Annotated in this window: 20 protein-coding genes, 2 tRNA genes and 1 pseudogene; 14 read left to right on the plus strand and 9 right to left on the minus strand. The window is 42.6% G+C overall.

Going from position 1 to position 21,041, the window contains the following annotated elements:
- Positions 1 to 54: 54 nt before the first annotated feature.
- A tRNA-Ala gene (locus TOL9009_RS0110545) sits at positions 55 to 127 on the plus strand.
- On the opposite strand, the gene TOL9009_RS0110550 is transcribed toward TOL9009_RS0110545, so the two are convergent.
- From TOL9009_RS0110550 to TOL9009_RS0110560, 3 genes are all read right to left on the minus strand, one after another.
- Positions 128 to 751 carry a DUF938 domain-containing protein gene (locus tag TOL9009_RS0110550; RefSeq protein ID WP_029632772.1) on the minus strand — a complete coding sequence of 208 codons (624 nt, stop codon included), beginning with the start codon at positions 749 to 751 and terminating at the stop codon, positions 128 to 130. It lies immediately after the preceding tRNA gene.
- 18 nt (positions 752 to 769) lie between these two features.
- The gene (locus tag TOL9009_RS38815; RefSeq protein WP_051502863.1) at positions 770 to 1,252 is read right to left on the minus strand and encodes a DUF29 domain-containing protein; all 483 of its coding nucleotides are present in this window, start codon (positions 1,250 to 1,252) and stop codon (positions 770 to 772) included.
- Positions 1,253 to 1,439: 187 nt separating this feature from the next.
- Positions 1,440 to 1,512 (minus strand) — tRNA-Val (locus tag TOL9009_RS0110560).
- Between the two features lie 95 nt (positions 1,513 to 1,607).
- Between TOL9009_RS0110560 and TOL9009_RS0110565 the strand changes: the two genes are divergently transcribed.
- The gene (locus TOL9009_RS0110565; protein WP_029632773.1) at positions 1,608 to 2,222 is read left to right on the plus strand and encodes a metal-binding protein; all 615 of its coding nucleotides are present in this window, start codon (positions 1,608 to 1,610) and stop codon (positions 2,220 to 2,222) included.
- Complete coding sequence (mazG, locus tag TOL9009_RS0110570) at positions 2,219 to 3,028, plus strand: nucleoside triphosphate pyrophosphohydrolase (RefSeq protein WP_029632774.1); 810 nt, start codon at positions 2,219 to 2,221, stop codon at positions 3,026 to 3,028. The genes TOL9009_RS0110565 and mazG overlap by 4 nt, the downstream gene beginning before the upstream one ends.
- A gap of 309 nt (positions 3,029 to 3,337) precedes the next feature.
- Here the strand turns inward: mazG and TOL9009_RS0110575 are convergent, their stop codons facing one another.
- Positions 3,338 to 3,898 carry an EF-hand domain-containing protein gene (locus tag TOL9009_RS0110575; RefSeq protein ID WP_029632775.1) on the minus strand — a complete coding sequence of 187 codons (561 nt, stop codon included), beginning with the start codon at positions 3,896 to 3,898 and terminating at the stop codon, positions 3,338 to 3,340.
- Positions 3,899 to 4,298: 400 nt separating this feature from the next.
- Here TOL9009_RS0110575 and TOL9009_RS43295 point away from each other — a divergent pair.
- Positions 4,299 to 4,529 (plus strand): annotated as a pseudogene (locus tag TOL9009_RS43295) (tetratricopeptide repeat protein); the annotation flags it as partial.
- Between the two features lie 151 nt (positions 4,530 to 4,680).
- On the opposite strand, the gene TOL9009_RS0110580 reads toward TOL9009_RS43295, so the two are convergent.
- Entirely contained in the window at positions 4,681 to 5,961 is a 1,281-nt protein-coding gene (locus TOL9009_RS0110580; RefSeq protein WP_029632776.1) for an ankyrin repeat domain-containing protein, read from the minus strand.
- A 207-nt stretch (positions 5,962 to 6,168) separates the two neighbouring features.
- On the opposite strand from TOL9009_RS0110580, the gene TOL9009_RS0110585 reads away from it, so the two are divergent.
- Positions 6,169 to 6,639: a DUF4079 domain-containing protein gene (locus TOL9009_RS0110585; protein ID WP_029632777.1), complete on the plus strand. Its 471-nt coding sequence runs from the start codon at positions 6,169 to 6,171 to the stop codon at positions 6,637 to 6,639.
- Positions 6,640 to 6,723: 84 nt separating this feature from the next.
- Here the strand turns inward: TOL9009_RS0110585 and TOL9009_RS0110590 are convergent, their stop codons facing one another.
- Together TOL9009_RS0110590 and TOL9009_RS38820 are read right to left on the minus strand one after the other, a co-directional pair.
- Entirely contained in the window at positions 6,724 to 7,404 is a 681-nt protein-coding gene (locus TOL9009_RS0110590) for a DUF1997 domain-containing protein (protein ID WP_029632778.1), read from the minus strand.
- Between the two features lie 93 nt (positions 7,405 to 7,497).
- Positions 7,498 to 8,967, minus strand: a complete 1,470-nt coding sequence (locus tag TOL9009_RS38820) for an RNA-guided endonuclease InsQ/TnpB family protein (protein ID WP_084763171.1) — start codon at positions 8,965 to 8,967, stop codon at positions 7,498 to 7,500.
- 185 nt (positions 8,968 to 9,152) lie between these two features.
- On the opposite strand from TOL9009_RS38820, the gene TOL9009_RS0110600 reads away from it, so the two are divergent.
- Both TOL9009_RS0110600 and TOL9009_RS0110605 read left to right on the plus strand, forming a co-directional pair.
- Complete coding sequence (locus TOL9009_RS0110600; RefSeq protein WP_029632779.1) at positions 9,153 to 9,812, plus strand: SDR family oxidoreductase; 660 nt, start codon at positions 9,153 to 9,155, stop codon at positions 9,810 to 9,812.
- Positions 9,813 to 10,039: 227 nt separating this feature from the next.
- On the plus strand, positions 10,040 to 10,699 hold the full coding sequence (locus TOL9009_RS0110605; protein WP_038296280.1) for a glycoside hydrolase family 24 protein: 660 nt from the start codon (positions 10,040 to 10,042) through the stop codon (positions 10,697 to 10,699).
- Between the two features lie 70 nt (positions 10,700 to 10,769).
- On the opposite strand, the gene menH is transcribed toward TOL9009_RS0110605, so the two are convergent.
- Complete coding sequence (gene menH / locus TOL9009_RS0110610) at positions 10,770 to 11,579, minus strand: 2-succinyl-6-hydroxy-2,4-cyclohexadiene-1-carboxylate synthase (protein WP_029632781.1); 810 nt, start codon at positions 11,577 to 11,579, stop codon at positions 10,770 to 10,772.
- 180 nt (positions 11,580 to 11,759) lie between these two features.
- Between menH and TOL9009_RS0110615 the strand changes: the two genes are divergently transcribed.
- Positions 11,760 to 13,238, plus strand: a complete 1,479-nt coding sequence (locus TOL9009_RS0110615; protein ID WP_029632782.1) for an alpha-amylase — start codon at positions 11,760 to 11,762, stop codon at positions 13,236 to 13,238.
- 133 nt (positions 13,239 to 13,371) lie between these two features.
- Here the strand turns inward: TOL9009_RS0110615 and TOL9009_RS0110620 are convergent, their stop codons facing one another.
- On the minus strand, positions 13,372 to 13,767 hold the full coding sequence (locus TOL9009_RS0110620; protein WP_029632783.1) for a metal-sensing transcriptional repressor: 396 nt from the start codon (positions 13,765 to 13,767) through the stop codon (positions 13,372 to 13,374).
- A gap of 261 nt (positions 13,768 to 14,028) precedes the next feature.
- Here TOL9009_RS0110620 and TOL9009_RS0110625 point away from each other — a divergent pair, with 261 nt between their 5' ends.
- The 6 genes from TOL9009_RS0110625 (at position 14,029) to TOL9009_RS0110645 (ending at position 21,001) form a co-directional block, all read left to right on the plus strand.
- On the plus strand, positions 14,029 to 15,249 hold the full coding sequence (locus tag TOL9009_RS0110625; RefSeq protein ID WP_029632784.1) for an HhoA/HhoB/HtrA family serine endopeptidase: 1,221 nt from the start codon (positions 14,029 to 14,031) through the stop codon (positions 15,247 to 15,249).
- A gap of 36 nt (positions 15,250 to 15,285) precedes the next feature.
- Entirely contained in the window at positions 15,286 to 15,435 is a 150-nt protein-coding gene (locus TOL9009_RS47140; protein ID WP_186227530.1) for a hypothetical protein, read from the plus strand.
- 106 nt (positions 15,436 to 15,541) lie between these two features.
- Positions 15,542 to 15,787, plus strand: coding sequence for a photosystem I iron-sulfur center protein PsaC (gene psaC, locus TOL9009_RS0110630; protein ID WP_029632785.1), 246 nt, complete (start codon positions 15,542 to 15,544; stop codon positions 15,785 to 15,787).
- A 281-nt stretch (positions 15,788 to 16,068) separates the two neighbouring features.
- Positions 16,069 to 17,952, plus strand: a complete 1,884-nt coding sequence (gene glmS / locus TOL9009_RS0110635) for a glutamine--fructose-6-phosphate transaminase (isomerizing) (protein ID WP_029632786.1) — start codon at positions 16,069 to 16,071, stop codon at positions 17,950 to 17,952.
- Between the two features lie 443 nt (positions 17,953 to 18,395).
- Complete coding sequence (gene map / locus TOL9009_RS0110640; protein ID WP_029632787.1) at positions 18,396 to 19,217, plus strand: type I methionyl aminopeptidase; 822 nt, start codon at positions 18,396 to 18,398, stop codon at positions 19,215 to 19,217.
- Between the two features lie 377 nt (positions 19,218 to 19,594).
- Positions 19,595 to 21,001 carry an amidase gene (locus TOL9009_RS0110645; protein ID WP_029632788.1) on the plus strand — a complete coding sequence of 469 codons (1,407 nt, stop codon included), beginning with the start codon at positions 19,595 to 19,597 and terminating at the stop codon, positions 20,999 to 21,001.
- Positions 21,002 to 21,041: the final 40 nt, after the last annotated feature.

The raw sequence follows: 21,041 nt of genomic DNA on the forward strand, positions 1-21,041 counted from the left end.
ATATATGTTAAAATAAGTCATAGAAGTTTGATTTACTTCCTTTTTTCATTTTATGGGGGTTTAGCTCAGTTGGTAGAGCGCCTGCTTTGCAAGCAGGATGTCAGCGGTTCGAGTCCGCTAACCTCCATTATTCAGCATGTTCAAAGACAACGGAAAGATTATTTGCTGGCATTTGGTAAGTATTTATCAAGTTAAGATTTCGTGCTTTTGCCGCTTCTACAACGTCCTCTAAGTCACGCACACCCCAGTTTGGATTTTGTGAGCGTAAAGAACTGTCAAAAGCTGCATTACTTGGTGAGGTATGTTCTCCGCCTTGTTTGAAGGGACCATATAAATAAAGGATGCCGCCCGGTGGTAAAATGCGATCGCTAAGAGCCATTAATCCCAAGCACGCTCCCCAAGCAGAAATGTGAATCATATTGATGTTGACTATGGCTGTAATTGCGCTGGCATCAGGTATAGACAAAACTGACGCACTCGCATCTAAATCAAGAGGTGGGTAAAGATTATCAGATGGTGAATGTGCAGTCCAGGCAGCAATACTAGCTCGCGATCGCGGATTAGGATCAGAAGGTAGCCATTTCCGAGGTTTGAGGTGTGGTGCAAAATATACTGCATGTTCCCCAGTACCGCTGGCTATTTCCAAAATAGTACCACTTGCAGGTAGAACTTGTAAAAGTATTTCTAGGATAACTTCACGGTTGCGTTCAGTTGCTGGTGCAAATTGTCGCGCATCTTCTGCTGTACTCATAAATTTTCTCTCATATCATTATTCCATCATCTCATCTGTGGCGGGTAAACCTGGAAAAAAGCGTTCACGAAGTGACTCTGAAAGAGTATCGCTTAATATATCCTCCACTGTGTATGGACAATCTTGGGGAAATGTTTTCATAGGTAGATTTGTTTCTCCAGAAGCTAATACAATTGCTTTGATATAAGCTTTCTGAAGAACTTCTTGCAGGTAAGGTTTGAGACTAGGATTTTCTGCAAGTAATTCCAAAGTATCAAGACGCTGTATGCGAATCCTATTTAACCAACTACGACTTCGTTTTTCGAGTTGATATTCCCATTTTAATAAATGTGCAATTAACACACTCCAACAATTTCGCAATTCAGCACGTTGCTGTTTACCCAAAGATTCAATTTCCTCGATTAAATTCGACAAGTCAAGCTGATTCCATTGCTGATGACGAAGTAGGTTAGCCTGTTTTTGAGTCCAAGCGTAGAAGTCGGTTTCATAAAGGTTTTGCATTACTTTTTCCCGCTATTTGTGGTGTCTGCATAGAGACGTAGCATTGCTACGTCTCTACAAGGGTTTCGGTTAAGGCATAATTAATTTCCACTAAAGAGTGTCTAATGCGAATCCAAAATCATGTAATCATACAAAAAAAGCATCAAGTTACCCTTGATGCTTTTTATCATTTAACCAAAATTAAAAATGGGCAGTACCAGACTCGAACTGATGACATCCTGCTTGTAAGGCAGGCGCTCTACCAACTGAGCTAACCGCCCATTTTGACTCACATTTATAAACTATAGCAAACTATTCCAATTCGCGCTAGTATTTTTGAGAAATATTTTGCGAATTTTCAAAATCCAAAATCCCTATGCCCTCTGGACGGACGCACGATCGCATTACTTTATGGGCTTTACCAATGGTTGTCGCGATCGCCTTCTGGCAAACTCGCAACGGCAACTTGACTTTATTGGTTGCTGGTGGGTTTATGTTCGGTGGGTTGATGTTCGGTCCCGATTTAGATATTTACTCGCGTCAATTTCAGCGCTGGGGTTGCTTGCGCTGGATTTGGCTACCTTATCAAAAACGTTTACGGCATCGTTCTTTTTTCTCTCACGGTCCGATAATTGGGACAACGCTGCGGGTGCTTTATTTAACGACTTTGCTGTTTATCTTGTCAATTTTCGGTTTGCTGGTTGGGGCAAAGCTGGGAAATATAAGTTTGAATTGGCAAGATATGAGTGAAAATGTCGGGCGATCGCTCTCTTCTTACTCTAGCGAATTCCTAGCATTATTTTTCGGGCTGGAACTCGGTGCTATGAGTCATTCTCTCAGCGATTGGGGCGGTTCGGCATACAAGCGTTATCAAAAGCAAGGGGTTCAAGCATTGCTGCCGCGTGCGAAAATGAAGAAACGTAAACCGACAAGTCGGGGAACGAGGAAGACAGGGGGGACAAGGAAGACAAGGGGGACAAAGGGAAAATGACGAATGATACTTTGGTGGCATTACAAGAGTTAATTGATGTGGTGGCAAAGTTGCGATCGCCTGATGGTGGTTGTCCGTGGGATTTGGTGCAAACTCCCGAAACGCTGACACCATATGTGATAGAAGAAGCTTATGAAGTGGTAGACGCAATTAAAAGTGGGGATAAGAATGCGATCGCTGAAGAACTGGGAGATTTACTATTACAAGTAGTACTGCAAGCGCAAATTGCCAGCGAATATCAACAATTTTCCCTGAAAGAAATCGCTCAAGGCATTTCCCAAAAGTTAATTCGCCGTCATCCCCATGTATTTGCTGATGTATCGGTGGAAAGTGTTGATGAAGTGCGGCAAAATTGGGAACAAATCAAAGCTGAAGAAAAAGGTGAAACGTCCCCAGAAAACCAAAAGCTAAGTTCTAAACTCAGTCGCTACGCTAAGACTCTTCCTCCAATGATAGCGGCAATGAAGATTTCTCAAAAAGCGGCTGCGGCTGGGTTTGAGTGGGAAAATATTGATGGTGTCTGGGCAAAGTTTCATGAGGAGTTAGCGGAATTTGAACAAGCTTTAGAACAGGAAACACCAGCAGAACAACAAGCGGAATTAGGCGATTTACTATTTTCAATTATTCAACTTGGGCGATGGTATAAACTTGATCCATCAGAAGCTTTACAAGGTACAAATCAGCGATTTATTCAGCGGTTACAAAAAATGGAAGCGTTTGCTAACCGTCCCCTTTCCGATTACACTTTGGATGAGTTAGAAGCACTTTGGCAACAAGCTAAAGCTAAATTAGCGCAAGAGCGTTAGCAAATCAGACGCTAGAGTTTAACTTATTTACGGAATAAATAACAAAAGTGGTGTGTTAATAAATTAAAGTTAGAGATAAAGTAGCATATGGAACCTTTGGTCAGTCAAATACTGTTGATGCCCTCGACCAAAGGCTTTGACCAAATGTATGGCTGAAATGGTTTCATAGAAGCTTTGAGCAATGCAGGTGCTTGAGCGAAAACTCCTTCTAAATACGCCCAGTGCAGAGGTGCAAAGCACTTCCTGGTAACAGCGCCTGCACACTCCAGGAGATATTGCCCACAACGACAAACAGGACAAGGACTGGACTTAGGAATCAAGCGGACCAAGCAACAAGCTTCCAATCGATTCCGGGTCTTCGTTGAAGTAGTATTCGCGGATAGCCTCCACCATTTCATCGGTGGTGATATAGCCGCTGCCATCCTTATCGATCAGGCGGAAAGCCACACGCGTATCGGACTTTGGCACGTTGATCAATGTATGCATCCAAAGTTCATATTCCTCTACACTTTGACGACCATCGCCATCGACATCGACGATGTCCATAACCGCCTCGCAAAACGGACGATAGCCTTGCTCAAAGTTTTCAGGGGTTACAAGCATACTGTTGGCAAATGCATTCTTGTATTCGGCTTCGCTGATACGACCATCTCCATTGGTATCGGCAGTGGTGACAAGACGCTGCCAAAGTTGCATGGTGAGGTCATATAACCGCTGTCGCGCTGGGGAATCAGGTCTATGACCAAATGCCTCGCACATCCTGGCAACAGCCTGCTCGAAATCTGTTTTCTCGGCGTAGCCATTGCCATCAAAGTCGTATCCTTTAAAACGTCGAGCGAGCTTTTTATTGAGAAATGGTGAAATGTTCATAAGAGATATTCTCCTTGTCGAGTTAAATGAATTAATGATTAAGGTCAGTAACTTTGGACGACGAGGTAACGCATCCGCCACCCTACGAAAGCGTCGTTGCTCAAAGTAGAGTTCCCATATGTTTAATCCCCCAAATAACAGTATTATACCGAAATTTTCCTCATAAACACCCTTTTTAAGAGGGTTATATGGAATAGCTCCGTATAAATCTCCATATAGGGTGATTCAAAAGAACTATTCCGTTATCCCAGGAAATCTCCCTCTGGGAAAGCGATCGCAATTATCGAAAGGCGAGTGTAAATTGGCGCTTTAAAACTACGGATGCACGTAAGAAAATGGGGCGGGTATACCCAGATATCGGACTTTGCAAAGTTGACTTGCCAGACTACTAGTACAGAACAATTTAGCAGCACTCTACGATAACCAAGGGCGGTACAGCGATGCCGAACCTATATACATTGAAGCTTTGGCAATGTGCGATCGCCTTTTAGGATCTAATCATCCCACTACAGCAAGTATTCGAGAAAATCTGACAATTCTACAACGCCATTTAACTCCCCGTCTTACCTGGAAAGGTCGATTATGTCAGTTTGTGCAAGATTTATACAATTTATTAAATCGACGCTTCTAAGGTTTAATATCATGTCGGTTTAATTAACAATAAAAACATTCCAACCGTCGTAGAGACGTTCCGGCGGAACGTCTCTACAATATCGGACATTATATAACGGGGTATTGTGATTCTTGACAGACGCGATGAATCGCGTCTCTACAAGTTTTTTTCATTCTTCTGCGCCGGCTGCCCGCAAACTTTGCACCACATCTTCATAACCATTAAACTCAGCGATCGCTAAAGCTGTATAACCACCTTGATTTTTTAAATTCACATCTGCCCCAGCTTTAATTAACATCTGCACAGCTTCGTTATAACCCCGCGATGCTGCCCACATTAAAACTGTTGCTCCGGCTGAATCTATATAATTGACATCTGCACCTTTATCTAGCAGTTGCTGCATTATACTTATTTGATTGCGTTCGGCTGCTTTAATCAAAACCGTTTTGCCATCATCGCCTTGAGTATTAACATCAGCACCGTAGTCTAGCAATACTTTCGCCGTCTCAGCGTGTCCTTGCGATACAGCTAGTATCAAAGGCGTTTCGCTTGATTTTCCATTTACATCCGCACCTTGCCGCAACAGCGCCTCTACAATTTTACTATGTCCCTGGAACGCCGCAACAAATAATGGTGTATCACCCAGATGGTTTTTTATCTGCACATCCGCACCACGACTAAGTAACACTTCTACCACATCACCATAGCCTTCAACAGCCGCAAGATGTAAAGCTGTTTCACCATCTTGATCTTGGGTGTTCACATCAGCCCCACGATCTAATAAAATTGAGGCGATCGCATTATGTCCCGCTGCCGCAGCTGCTGATAGTGCAGTTCCCCCATCTTGATTTTGCCGATTCACATCAGCCCCCCCTGTCAACAATGCTTGCACAACTTCCAAATGTCCCAAGTCTGCCGCTAGCATCAACAAAGTCTCACCATCTTGATCTTGGGTATTGACATCTGCGCCTGTTTGTAGTAAATTATTAAGAATATCGCAATGACGGTATTTAACTGCCATTTTCAAAGCAGTGTCATCATCTTTATCTCTGACATTCACATCTGCATTGGCAGCAAGCAAGACTTTCACCACATTGACATAACCTTTCAAAGCTGCTGCCATTAAAGCTGTACTGCCATCTTCGTTCGTGGCATTGACATCAGCGCCTCTAGATATTAAAAGCTGAACAATATCAACTTGATTGGCACTGGCTGCCAACATTAAAGCAGTCAACCTATAGCGTTTTCTCGGTAAATTGATACTCGCGCCCGCATCGAGAAGCGATCGCGCAATTTCGGTGTAACCTAAATTAGCAGCAAACATTAACGGCGTAGTTCCAGTGCGATCGCACGTATCAGCAAGCGTACCATGAGTTAGTAGGGCTTGCACAAGCTTTAGATCCCCACGAGTAATTGCGCGTATTAACGGAATATCTTGAGTAGAAGCCATTGATAATTCTCCGAAGTGCGATCGCTAACTCAGACAAATAGACATTGACCGAATTTAATTCTGCGTTGCCCGATCAAACGAGCGTCTCTACAGAAATTTCCACTTTCTCTGCCTATAGGAATTATCTTATAAGAAATAGCTTTGCAATCTTTTCTCAACCGATTATGCTAACTTTTATAAAGATTTAATAACTAGGCGGGAACACTTATGAATATCGCACTTTCTCCATCCGTGAAATATTGGCTCAACTTCATTCATCCAGTATTGATGTGGGCGCTACTGCTATTGTCGATTTATGCTGCCTACTTGGGATTACAAGTACAGCGTACCAGACATGCTGAAGGTGAACAGAAAAAAGAACTGATTAAAGGTAAATATAACGTCAAACACCATCAAATAGGGTCGATACTCTTAGGTTTGATGGTGGCAGGTGCGATCGCTGCTATGGCTGTCACCTACATCAATAATGGTAAGTTATTTTTCGGTTCTCACTTGCTAGCAGGGCTTGGCATGACGAGTTTGATAGCATTTTCTGCGTCCCTATCTCCTTTTATGCAAAAAGGCGCAAATTGGGCGCGGATGACTCACATTTTGTTAAATTTTGCACTTTTGGGACTTTTTACTTGGCAGGCTATTACCGGTGTGCAAATTGTTCAAAAACTTCTTGCTAATGCATAGTTAGTTGTTGGTTGTTAGTGGATAGTGGATAGTGGTTGGTTCTTAAGATTTTCCACTATCCACTATCCACTATCTACTATCCACTCAACGCTTTTTCTGAGAATTGACAGGTAAATCTATTCCTAAAGATTGATGAAAATCTTGCCGAACTTTGCGCGTTAGGCGTTTTGAGACTTGACGGACGATTTGGTTAAGTACGCGATCGCCTGTAGATTGCACCAAAGACTTAGGCAAACGCTGAATAAACTTAGGAAAGTAAATATCAACGATCAAATCCAATTCCCATTCAACTCGCGTTATCTCGTTGATACTTGTGGGTGCATCGTTTGCAACATTTTCTATCATATGCAGCGATGCGTTATAGTCTACGTCATAACCGGGCGGATAGTAGCCAGGGATGGGTATAGTGTGGATGCGGTAAATACCATCAAGCGGAGGTAACAGTTCCAAACCAATTTTTGGCTCTACCTCATAACCAAAAGAGCCAAAACGACCGATTCCTAGAGCATAACCATTTTCCCCTAGCGGTTGCACCTTCATCGGTTCAGCGCAACGCGAAAACCATGAAGAATGAGCATTGAGGTACTCAGCAACCTTGCTTGCTGAAGCGTACATCTCCATAAAGTCGTGATAACGACCATAGAACTTTGTTGGTGTTCCACTAATTGCTTGCTCTAGCGTCTCTTCAGTATCCGCTGCTGATGGCACAGGTACAACTGCTTCTTTTATTTCTAAGGATTGATATTCACGATTTTTTGAAAGCATATAGAATTCCTGTATGATCTAGCGTTTACCTGTATTCATAGTTCCCATATGGGGTGAAATTTCACGCACCCAGAGTACATTTTGACGGAAACTTTAAAAATCTGCCAGCAATTTCTTGACATCTCCCCTCGCTAGAAGCAAGGGGATTCTAAACTGATGTTGCGAAGTGCGGCTTCTAGCCGCACTTGTCCCAAGGGGACACGCTTCGCGAACGCAACGTTTACGATATGATTTATTTAATCGCGTAAACAAGTCATATCGTTGTGGGACTGTCAAAATCCCTCTACCCACCTCGACTAGGGTTAAGCCTAGCTGTGTGGCTACTTTTCTCATGATGTTAGCCGCACCATTGCAATCAGCATTGATGAAATGACCATGACGACTCTTATACATTCCGCGTTTTACTCTTTGACCTGATGGTTTCCACCCTTCGGGTTTTTCACCGTGTTTCGGCAATGAATCACCATCCAGGTAAGACGCAATTGAAGTATATGCTTCCTCAGTAATTGTTAGTTTTATCCCGTATTCTGGACAAAGTTGTTTCAGGCGTTCAATCAATCTTCCTGTGGGAATGACCACAAAGTTTTGATTGCCGCGCTTACCCATATTAGATCCATTTTTTTGCCCGTCGTTCCAACCAATAACAAGATTTCCTACTTGGTCATTAAGACACTGGTTAATAATAAATCGCGATGCTTTATTAACAGCGTCACGCATTTGGTTGTTGCGTTTACGTTGCACACGATCAAGGTTTGAATCCCAATAAAAATCAGATTTTCCTTGTTTGCACTTCGCGACTAAACGGCAATAACCTTGATTCATTGATTTAAGTTTTCTACCATCAATAATCAAGCTTTTACCACGAGTCGATACACCTGTTAGCCAATTAGTCCCACCGTGGTCAAATGACCATGCTTGGGTGTAATCAAGGTTAGGGTTAATATCAATTGGTTCTTTGCCATCATCAATAACCCAATCAATCCACAATTCACCTAGATAAGGTCTAACCGTAACCTCTTTTACCCAATCAGAATCAATGAAACCGGGTAGATGTAAAGTGATTTCAGTTAGTAACTGTGGCTTAGTTTCTTTGCTTATTGATGGGTAAAAACAACCGTTTTTGTAGGTTAAAGCTTGACGGGGAAATGTAACCGCAGCAAGACCACCACGTTTTCTATACTTTGGCAACGAAGGTTTATCAACATCACCTCGATAATATTTTTTAACCAATCCGTTGTAGCTGGTTATTGATTCTCCCACGGACTTAAGCGTTTGTTGTGCTGACTGTGCAGCCATCGCTTTGTAATGTGGGTTGTCTTTGAGGATTTTATCTAGTTCAGGGTAAGTAGTTTTGCATTGGTAGCACTTCCACCCATAGCGCAATTCATCACCACGCCAATAAGTAGTAAAAGCATTCTCAGATTCTTGCAAACTTGCATAATGAGCTTGTTTTGTCTCGTATATGGCGCAATTAATCAAGCTATTAGCGTGTTCGCATTGGTCAACCCAAAAAGCTTTTTCTTCATCCGTAAACTTTGCTTTTAGCGGTATTGTTCTGTACAACTTGTCATCACCTCCTGTATTTCATTGTCGTTGCTACTGAGGAAACACGGGGATAAATCCCCTTGGATCGCGTTTCATCCCCTCGCTAAAGCGCAGGGGTTCTCACGCTCCCACGCTGTTTTGATAGAATCACTAAAATAGGGAACAAAGAAATCAAATATTAGTTTTCTAGGATAGCGTTTATCATGAAAGCATTTGTAGCAGGGGCAACAGGTGAAACAGGTCGTAGGATAGTACAAGAGCTAATTGCAAAAAATATTCCCGTCCGTGCTTTGGTACGCGACGCAGAAAAAGCGATCGCGATTTTGCCTCCTGATGTTGAGTTAGTTGTAGGGGATGTGTTAACCCCAGAAAGCCTGTCCACTGCTTTGGGAGATAGTACAATAGTACTTTGCGCTACCGGAGCCAAACCGAGCTTTGACCCCACAGGACCCTATAAAGTAGATTTTGAAGGGACTAAAAATTTAGTAGATGCTGCCAAAGCGAAGGGAATAGAGCATTTTGTTTTCGTTTCTTCATTGTGTACTTCCAAGTTATTTCATCCTTTGAACTTGTTCTGGCTGATTTTAGTTTGGAAAAAGCAAGCTGAGGAATATATTCAGAAAAGCGGTTTGATTTATACAATTGTCCGTCCTGGGGGATTAAAAAATGAAGATAATTCCAATCGAATTGTGATGCAAAGTGCTGATACACTATTCGAGGGCAGCATTCCCAGGCAGAAAGTCGCCCAAGTTTGTGTGGAGTCGCTGTTTGAAAGTGCTGCACGCAACAAAATTGTTGAGATTGTTGCTAAAGAAGAGGCTACCTCGAAAAGCTTTGGGCAGTTGTTTACTAATGTAGTCTGAGTCAATGGTCAATGGTCAATGGTCAATCTTTGGACTGTTGACTATTGACTACAGGACTTACGCACGGTACCACGTATTTCCGTCATTGCGACGTAAGGAAGCAATCTCAAAGTCTTGTTTTCTCGTAACGAGTGCGTAAGTCCTAGACTACTTAAGTAAACTTTGCCGTTTCAAAGTGCATCGATTATTATTGTTGTTGATTATACGTAAATTTTAAGGAGCCGAGTCTGAAAAGCGTTGAATCAAAAGGTGTTGAAAAACTGATAGGACCGATAGCCGCACTTCTCGGCTTTGTATATTTGTTGCAGTGGTATGTATTTGGGGATTTGCGATCGCATAACGATCCTGTCTTTGGTCAAAAAAATCCACCCTTGGTGATGAAAGGTGGCGATCCTTACATTCGTGCTTTAATGCGAACTATATCAGCTAGTGAAGCAAATAGCGATCGCCCTTATTCTCTGTTATATGGTGGACAGCAAGTCAACGATTTGAGCAATCATCCTCAGATATGCGTCACAATTGTTACTGGTCCTAACAAAGGCAATTGTTCCACAGCTGCTGGGAGATATCAAATCATCAACACTACTTGGTATAGAATTGCTCCTCGCTATCATCCGAACCCGACGCGGTTTATGTTTTGGGCAAATTATAGTTTTGCAGCAGAATATCAAGATGCAGTAGTTTACAGTTGGTTAAGCGATCGCAAAGTTTGGGGAACTGACATTTCTCAACAACTGCATCAAGGAAAATTAAAAGAAGTTTTACGCCGACTTTCCCCCACTTGGACAAGTCTCGGATATGGCATAGAAACTAATTCCGTCAGTCGATATCTACCTACTATTTATCAGAAAAACTTGCAAGAAGAACTAAACGCAACGAAAAATTGATATTCGTAGTAAGCATTTCAACGCTTATTCCAACTTAAAAATAACAAGTAATATTCATATAATTTCAAACCTAAATTAAAAACTTCCTGATATTTTGCACAAAAGCAAAAGTATTTTCAAAATGTATATTATGCCCAGAGTTACTAATTATTTTTAATTGAGTAAATTTACATATATTAACCATTTTTATATTAACAATTATAAATTTTTCATCATATTCCCCAACTAATAACAGCAACGAATTTGTATTTTCTTCCAGTTGTTCCCACAAAGAAGGTTGGCATCCAGTACCCATAAAGCGCAATGATTTAGCCAATTCTAAAGGATTATTCTGCAACCGACTTTCTATCATTCCCTCAAACTCAGAATGATTTTTTATATAACCAAAAATTCGCTGATTGTACCAATTTAATAAAAAAACTCTAAAATCAGTTTCTTCAACACATCTTGTTAATTTTGTCGCTATTTGTTCATCAGATTTAACTCGCTCTAATCGTTCGGCTTCTGTTATTAAACCAGGAGAAGCTGATTCTAAGATAACTTTAGAAAAACGCTGAGGAAAAAGCAAATTCAAGTATAAAGCCAATCTTCCACCCATTGAATAACCAACTAAAAAGCATTGAGCAATTTTTAGGTTATCTAATAAGTTAATTAATGCTTGTGCCGTGTTTGCCATTGTATAGCACTCATCGCCACCAAAAACTTGAGTTTTCCCATGTCCGGGAAGGTCAATTGTCAGACAATAAAAATCATCGACTAGAAATTTTATTGTTTCATCAAAATCATGACAATTACCCATGAATCCATGTAAAAAAAGAATTGTTTTTTTTTGAGAATTGCCCGTGAAAGAATAGTAAAATTGGTAAGTTTCTAGGGACATATTATATCTAGGGAAGTGGCACGAGTTTATATAAGTAGTTTTGGTGTGAATCATCAGAAGAAAATCTACTACGTTATTAGTAGACTTTTGTTTCGATGTAGAAACATAAAACAAAACTTCAAGTATAGTCTTGGTGTCAACAATCAAAATTCATCGTATATTTTACTAGAGGGGTTGCAGATGGCTCAATTAAATGGTGTAATGATGCAGTATTTCCATTGGTATACCCCTCCAGATGGCAATCTTTGGAATGAGTTTAAAGAGAAAGTCAAAGACTTAGCTGATGCAGGTATTACATCTGTTTGGCTACCCCCAGCTTACAAAGGAACAGCGGGTGGGTACGATGTCGGCTACGGGGTCTACGATATGTATGATCTAGGCGAGTTTGACCAGAAAGGCTCAGTTCGGACAAAGTACGGCACAAAAGACGAGTATATCGCTGCTGTCAAGGCTGCAAAAGCTGCTGGCATTCGAGTTTATGCTGATGTTGTCCTCAACCACAAGTTAGGTGCAGACGAACCCGAAGAGGTGGAAGCAACACCCTATAATCCAGACAATCGCAACGAGGCGATCGGTGAGATGCAAAAGATTAAAGTGTGGACTCACTTTACCTTCCCAGGTCGCCAAGGCAAATACTCCGAGATGGAATGGCACTGGTGGCACTTCGATGCTGTTGATTACAACGTTTACAACGAAGGTGAAAACGCAGTTTATCTGTTCAAAGATAAAAAATTTGACGAACAGGTTGACCTAGAAAAAGGCGCTTTCGATTATCTGATGGGATGCGATCTGGATATGGAAAGTCCAGAAGTTCGCGACGAGTTGAATCGCTGGGGTGAGTGGTTTGTAGAAACCACTAATATAGATGGCTTTCGTTTTGATGCCGTTAAACACGTTAGAGCTGGCTTTTTCCCAGAATGGCTACAACACTGTCGCCAAAAGGCAGGTCGCGATCTCTTTGCCGTCGGTGAGTATTGGTCTTATGAAATTGAAGCGCTGCACCATTTCATTAACGTCACCGGTGGCAATGTGATGTTGTTTGATGCGCCATTGCACTATAACTTTAGCGCTGCCAGCAAACAAGGCAATGACTACGACATGCGGCAGATATTTGATAACACCTTGGTGCAACAGCAACCTGCTTTAGCCGTCACCTTAGTTGACAATCATGATTCTCAACCCTTGCAGTCGTTGGAATCTGTAGTGGAAGGTTGGTTTAAACCCTTGGCTTACGCCTTAATCCTACTCCGGGCTGAAGGTTATCCCTGTATCTTTTATGGGGATTATTATGGTGCTCATTACAAGGATAAGGGTCCAGATGGCAATGAGTATGAGATTTGGCTCGATAGTCATCAATGGATAATTGATAAATTTTTGCACGCTCGTCAAACTTATGCCTATGGCGACCAATACGATTATTTCGATCACGCGAATACAATCGGATGGACACGCTTAGGAGATGAAGAACATCCTGGGGGTATGGCGGTTGTTCTGAGTAATGGGGGAGAGGGGACTAAGTGGATGGAAGTTGGGCAACCTAACCAGGCTTACATTGACATCACTGAACATATTAGCGAACCCATCACGACGAATGATGAGGGCTGGGCTGATTTTCGATGCAATGCTGGTTCTGTTTCTTTGTGGATTCCACAATCCTAATGATCCCAGTTTTGTTCTGTGTAATACATGGAAAGGACTGCTATTGAGAGTTAAAAGGATTTTTCGTGATATTTAGTCTATGTAGAGACGCGATATATCGCGTCTCTACATGGTTTTTGGTTTATCGAATTTTCTAAGGTAAAAACCGATCCAAAGCGGCTTTGAGTTGTTGAATTTCCGCTTCAATATTGCCTTCTTTGCAGGCTCTACCAATACACTCATTTAAATGTTCATCGAGAACAATTCGCGCTACCTTATCTATTGCACCTCTAACGGCGGCAATTTGCAATAAAACATCAGGACAAGGACTATTTTGTTGCACCATTGTTTTGATGCCACGAACGTGTCCTTCTATGCGCGACAGCCGATTAACAATTCGCCGCAATGACTCTTCGCTATGGACGTGTGGATGAGCCGACTGTCCATGCCCATGAGTACGATTTGTGTGGCTGTGGTCTATATCGTTTTGGGAATGTTCTGCTGGTGTTATGGACAAGGTTTCTTCAGCTAATCGGTTTAATCCATTCATAGGTATCAAAGTTCTGGCAACATTAAGATCCTAGCCTAGAGAGGAGGGGGGATGGGGAGATGGGGAGATGGGGAGATGGGGAGATAAGGGAGATAAGGGAGAATTTATCAGATTGATGCCCAATGCCCAATGCCCAATGCCCCATGCCCAATGCAACAATAGCTGTAGATAGAGAAGTTTGAGTAGCGGTTTTCGTAGCTCAAAACTTCTAATATTTGTCCAGATTAAACAATAATTACGCTGAAACATTCTTGTGTGGTTATGCGATTTTCCCAAATACCCCGGTCTATACGCCAACTTAGTACCCATGTGTTAGCGATATTTCTAGGAGTTTTGCTAACAGTTAGTAGCTTGCAAGTGTTACCCTCCCAAGCGGAACCTGCACCAAATCCTCTAAATTCAGATTCTTCATCACAATTAATTGCTCAAAGACAATCACCTGGGAGTGCTGCGATCGCTAGTAGTAGTTTTGTCACTGCTGCGGTGAATCGTGTGGGATCGGCAGTTGTCAGAATTGATATTGAGCGCACAATTACTCGTCGGGTAGATCCGATGTTTGACGATCCGTTTTTTCGCAGGTTTTTCGGTGACAGTTTACCCCAAAGGATGCCTTCAGAACAATTACGCGGTTTAGGCTCTGGTTTCATTATTGACAAAAGTGGCTTGATTCTTACTAATGCTCACGTAGTCGATAAAGCTGATAAAGTGACAGTCCGTCTCAAAGATGGTCGCAGCTTTGAAGGAAAGGTACAAGGTGTTGACGAAGTAACAGATTTAGCAGTGGTCAAAATTAATGCTGGGGGAAATTTACCAACTGCGCCCTTGGGTTCTTCAGCTAATGTACAAGTGGGAGACTGGGCGATCGCTGTCGGTAATCCTTTAGGATTCGATAATACGGTGACTTTAGGAATCGTCAGCACTCTCAGACGTTCCAGCGCTCAAGTAGGAATTCCTGACAAACGCTTGGAATTTATTCAAACCGATGCAGCAATTAACCCTGGTAACTCCGGGGGACCACTGTTAAATGACCGAGGTGAGGTGATTGGGATCAATACAGCAATTCGTGCTGACGCTATGGGAATTGGGTTTGCGATTCCCATAGATAAAGCAAAAGCGATCGCCTATCAACTTGAACGTGGTGGAAAAGTTGCTCACCCCTATTTAGGTGTGCAAATGCTAACTTTAACTGCTGATGCTGCTAGAGAAAATAACAATGACCCCAATTCACCACTGCAAATACCCGAAGCTAATGGTGTTTTGGTGATGCGAGTTTTACCCAATTCTCCCGCAGCAGCAGGGGGGATGCGTCTGGGTGATGTGATTGTGCAAATTGATGGACAAGCGATCGCGACAGCCGAAGAGTTGCAAAATGTTGTCGAAAATAGTCGTCTCGGTCAAACGTTGCAGGTAAAAGTGCTACGCGGAAACCAGACACAGCTGTTATCTGTTCGCACCGCTGAGTTGCGAGATGCTTCTTCATAATTAGGGCTTGCCCGAAACCCTTGTAGAGACGTTCTAGTGGAACGTCTTTACGTCTTTTATGGAGATGCCCCATGCCCATTTCCCAATTTTGTAATAGGCGATCGCAATTTCAAACAGGCAACTGCCGTATTATTAAAACCAGAGCAGTGCATAGCAGACTTACTGGCAAACTGTCAAGTTGTTTAAAGTTATGTAGCCTTTTGCTTACAGGTGCTAGAACACTGCGGTAAACTATGCCTTGATTATGATTCTTTGGCAGAGAAGAACACTTCAGTTAGGAGATTTTTTTTCAATGTCTCATAGCGTACAAATCTACGATACCTGCATTGGCTGCACACAATGCGTCCGCGCTTGCCCCACAGACGTGCTAGAGATGGTTCCTTGGGATGGCTGTAAAGCTGCTCAAATTGCCTCTTCACCCCGCACTGAAGATTGCGTAGGTTGCAAGCGGTGTGAAACTGCTTGCCCCACCGACTTTTTGAGCATCCGGGTTTACCTCGGAGCCGAAACTACTCGCAGTATGGGTCTGGCTTACTAAGAAATTCACCCGAATTTCTGATTCGACTGGCAATTTACAGTCAATCGCAAACAGATAACAGCATCATAGGGTGGTAATTATACATTATTAATTTGAATAGTGTATAGTTACCACCCTTTAAAAATATTGGCGTTGCGGTAGAAAATAAGATCGCACTATCGAGTGGTAAAGAAAGCAAATTGCTTTTTTTATTTGTTCACGTTTAAAGTTAGCGAAAACCGCATATCAATGTTAGGAACTATACTAGGTTTAATCGTCCTCAAAACAAAGTGGTGTGAGCAATGTGCGGCATTGTAGGTTATATCGGCACTCAAGTAGCGACAGAAATCTTGCTCTCTGGGCTGGAAAAACTGGAGTATAGGGGTTACGATTCCGCTGGAATCGCCACTATTTGGGAAGGTGAGGTTAATTGCGTTCGCGCCAAAGGCAAACTGCATAACTTGCGTTCTAAACTAGAAGCTATCGAAACCCCAGCACAAATTGGTATTGGTCACACTCGCTGGGCAACTCATGGTAAGCCAGAAGAGTATAATGCTCACCCGCACATGGATACAGCAATGCGGGTAGCGGTGGTGCAGAATGGCATTATTGAAAACTACCGCGAGTTACGCGAGGATCTCAAACAAAAAGGTTATGTGTTTCGTTCGGAAACTGATACAGAAGTAATTCCCCACTTAATCGCCGAATTATTAAAAAATCCCTCCTCTCCTCCTCTCCCCCACTCCCCTTCTCCCTTCTTTGAGGCAGTGCGTCAAGCTGTGAATAAATTAGAGGGAGCATTTGCGATCGCTTGCCTTTGTGCTGATTTTCCCGATGAACTGATTGCCATCCGACAACAAGCACCCCTGGTAATTGGTTTTGGTCAAGGTGAATTTTTCTGTGCTTCTGATACCCCAGCGATCGTTTCTCATACTCGTGCGGTACTAACCCTGGAAAATGGCGAAATGGCACGGTTGACACCTTTAGGGGTGGAAATATATAACTTTGCCGGTGACAGGTTGAAAAAACAACCGCGTTTGCTCAACTTGAGTCCCATGATGGTAGAAAAACAGGGATTCAAGCACTTCATGCTCAAGGAAATCTACGAGCAACCGGGAGTAGTTAGGGCTTGTTTAGAAGCTTACTTTACAAATGATCCGTCTTCGCCGGTTAATTTAAGCTTACCAGCAGAATTTTACCTTGATTTAGAGCAAATTCAAATCGTCGCTTGTGGTACTAGTTGGCACGCAGCACTAATCGGTAAATACTTGATTGAACAATTGGCAGAAATTCCCACACAGGTTCAATATGCTTCTGAGTTTCGCTACGCACCGTCACCTTTAACAGCAAATACTCTCACAATTGGTGTAACTCAATCTGGCGAAACTGCTGATACATTAGCTGCTTTGGCGATGGAAAAAGAACGCCGTAGTGGTAAAGAACCTAAGTATCAACCGCGACTGTTGGGAATTACCAATCGTCCAGAAAGCACCTTGGGTCAAATGGTATCTCAGATTATCAATACTCACGGGGGACTAGAAATTGGGGTAGCGGCAACGAAAACTTTTATTGCCCAACTGATGGCATTTTATGCCTTAGCCTTGGATTTAGCTTATCGTCGTCAAACAATTTCTCCCGACAAATTAGAGGAAATTATTAACTCTTTGCGACAAATTCCGAAAGAAATTGAAGCAACTTTGGAAAAACAGGAAAATATAATTGAACAGTTAGCGCACGACTTTGCGGAAACCACAGATTTTATCTTTTTGGGTAGGGGAATTAATTTTCCCATCGCTTTAGAAGGAGCGTTGAAATTAAAAGAAATCAGCTATATTCACGCTGAAGGTTATCCAGCTGGAGAAATGAAACATGGTCCGATCGCTCTATTAGATGCCAAAGTACCAGTAGTAGCGATCGCTATCCCTGGTAATGTTTACGAAAAGGTGCTTTCCAACGCTCAAGAAGCAAAAGCCAGAGATTCACGGTTAATCGGTGTGACTCCCGTCAAAGATGGTGAAGCTGCGGAAATTTTTAACGACTTGCTCCCCGTCTCTAACGTCTCGGAATTGCTTTCGCCAATTCTGACTGTAATTCCTTTGCAATTATTGGCTTATCATATTGCAGCGCGGCGCGGTTTGGATGTCGATCAGCCTAGAAATTTAGCCAAGTCGGTAACGGTAGAATAAATTCGTAGTAAGTGTAGACAAATATTGTAGAGGAATAATAAAGTTGGAAAATTTCTCTTGTGGGTGTATGTGCAAGCATCTACAGGAGCTTTTTATGTCTAGAAGCAAACGAGACTGGACACAAGCCAAGTTTGACCGCGACATAAAGTAGGGTCGATCTCAGGATGCACTCAAGGCAAGTGCGATCGCAAGCCTCATACCTGAGAACAATAGCTTAAAACCCATGCCCATTAAGCTTTCGGAAAATTAATTGTATAACTTTTTTATTTGCCTACACTTGCCCAAGTCAATCAAGCTGCTCGTGAGTTACTTTATCCAGATAAAATTGTAGTAGTCACATCCGATCCGGCTGTTTTAGCACATAACCGTACATAAAACATAGTTAGGAGTAATTTTTGACAACCAACAGCTAACAACCAACAACTAACAACTAACAATTAACAATGAACATTTTCAGTAACTTGCTTTCTCAATCAACTCAGCCTAATGTTACCAAACGACAACGCCGAGGAATTGAAATTAAATCGCCGCGTGAAATTGAAATTATGCGGCAATCTGCAAAAATTGTGGCTACCGTTTTGAAAGAAATTTCTCAGTTGGTACAGCCAGGAATGACTACTGCTGACTTAGATGCTCATGCGGAAAAACGCATCCGAGAAATGGGTGCAACACCAAGCTTTAAGGGATATCACGGTTTTCCTGGTTCTATCTGCTCCAGCATTAATAATGAAGTTGTACACGGTATCCCCAGTCCGAAAAAAGTCATCCGTTTGGGGGATGTTTTAAAAGTAGATACAGGTGCTTTTTATCAAGGTTTTCATGGTGACTCCTGCATTACTATTGCCGTGGGTAATGTCACACCAGAAGCTGCTAAACTGATTCGCGTAGCCGAAGAATCGCTTTTCAAAGGCATTGAACAAGTTAAAGCCGGAAATTACCTTATAGATATTGCTGGAGCAATTGAAGACCATGTAAAAGGTAATGGCTTTAGTGTAGTTGAGGATTTCACCGGACACGGTGTTGGTCGCAACTTGCACGAAGAACCTTCAGTTTTCAACTTCCGCACGCGGGAAATGCCAAATGTAAAGCTACGTGCAGGAATGACGCTGGCTATTGAGCCAATTTTGAATGCAGGTTCTAAGGTGACGCGGACTTTATCTGACCGCTGGACTGCTGTAACGGTGGATAATTCACTCTCGGCTCAGTTTGAGCATACCGTTTTGGTGACGGATACTGGCTATGAGATTTTGACTGACCGAAAATAATGGGTATGTCAACGTTCTCTAGTTTAACTTTGTAGCAAGGACTTTAGTCCTTATTTTATAGGATGAGGACTGAAGTCCTCACTACTTAAGAAAGAAATAATTCCGAAAAAGGTATTTCCATTTCTGGAAAAGCTAAAGGTGCTAAAGCTGCATTTAATTGAATAATTATTTCTGTTTTATAGCCTGATGTAGGAAGTAAAAATTAAATATGCGTTATCCAGAACTTCTAGAGACGTAGCACAGAATTGTCTCTACATTTTTTTCACTTCCTTTGTGTCTATTGGGGGAATTACGCGAACAAGTTAAAGTTCCCAGGAATTATGCGTAAATTGCCGAAAAAATGGTACGAATAGATAAAACTACCTTGGTTCTATCCCATGAATCAAATTGATTTAGCTTTTACCCCAGCATTGCAGCAGGCAGAATTAATTCGTCAGCGTCAAGTGTCACCGTTGGAGTTGGTGGAATTATATCTAGAACGAATTCAGCGCTTAGATCCGCAATTAGGAAGTTATTTTACGGTAATGGCAGAGAGTGCGATCGCTGATGCCAAAGCCAAAACAGAAATCTTGTCTGAGAGTGGGGAAACTTCATCTCTACCACCATTTTTTGGGGTGCCAATTTCGATTAAAGACCTTAACCCGGTGGCAGGTTTCCCTTGTACCTACGGGAATCCGGCGTTATTGAATCAGATTGCTGAGTATGATGATGGGATAGTGACGTTGATACGTTCGGCAGGATTTGTTCTTTTAGGTAAAACGGCAACTTCCGAACTTGGTTCATTTCCTTACACAGAGCCTACGGGTTTTCCCGCAACCAGAAATCCGTGGAATTTGGAATACACTCCCGGTGGTTCGAGTGGGGGGGCAGCAGCAGCATTAGCAGCGGGATTGTCTGCGATCGCTCAAGGTTCCGATGGTGGTGGATCGATTCGCGGTCCTGCGGCTTGTTGTGGCTTAGTGGGCATTAAGCCATCCCGTGGAAGAGTGACACATGCACCAGCAGGCGATCGCCTCAGTGGAATTGCCACCAATGGTCCGATAGCCCGTACTGTAGCCGATGCAGCCGCTCTTTTGGATGTCATGTCTGGCTATGTCACCGGCGATCCTTACTGGTTGCCCGATCCCAAACCATCATTTCTCACTGCAAGTAAAGAAAAAGTCGGTGCTTTACGAATTGCCTTTGGGACTAACATCCATCCGTTAGGAAAAGCTGACACTAATTGTCAGCAAGCTGTGATGCAAACAGTTAAGTTATTAGAAGAACTCGGTCATACAGTTGAAGAACAATGTCCGGATTTTAGCGGTTTAGTTGAACCATTTCAAGTTGTTTGGCAAAGTAGCGTGGATGCGTCGGGTATTCCGGCTGAAGTTTTGCAACCCGTGAATCGCTTTTTATTAGCGCGAACTGGTTCGGCTGGTGAATATCTGCGAGCAGTTTTTCGTCTTCAGATGGTAGCGCGGCAAATCGTGGCGTTTTTTGACACAGTGGATGTGTTGGTATTGCCAGTTTATCTGCATTCACCGATCCGCGTTGGGGAATGGGCAAATTTGAGTCCAGAAGAAACATTCCAAAAAATTATACATTGGATTGCACCTTGTCCACCAGCTAATGCTACGGGACAACCAGCGATCGCACTTCCTGTTGGTTTTGACGATAACGGTTTACCTATGAGCGTTCAGTTAATCGGAAAACCCGCTGCTGAAGCTACTCTCATCAGCCTTGCAGCACAACTGGAAGCCGTTTTGCCTAAGATTTCGCATCCTCCAGCATTTGCAACATAATGCAAAAATCATTTTAGGGCATGGGGCATGGGGCATCGGG

It is taken from the genome of [Scytonema hofmanni] UTEX 2349, assembly GCF_000582685.1.
Classification (GTDB): Bacteria; Cyanobacteriota; Cyanobacteriia; order Cyanobacteriales; family Nostocaceae; genus Hassallia; species Hassallia hofmanni.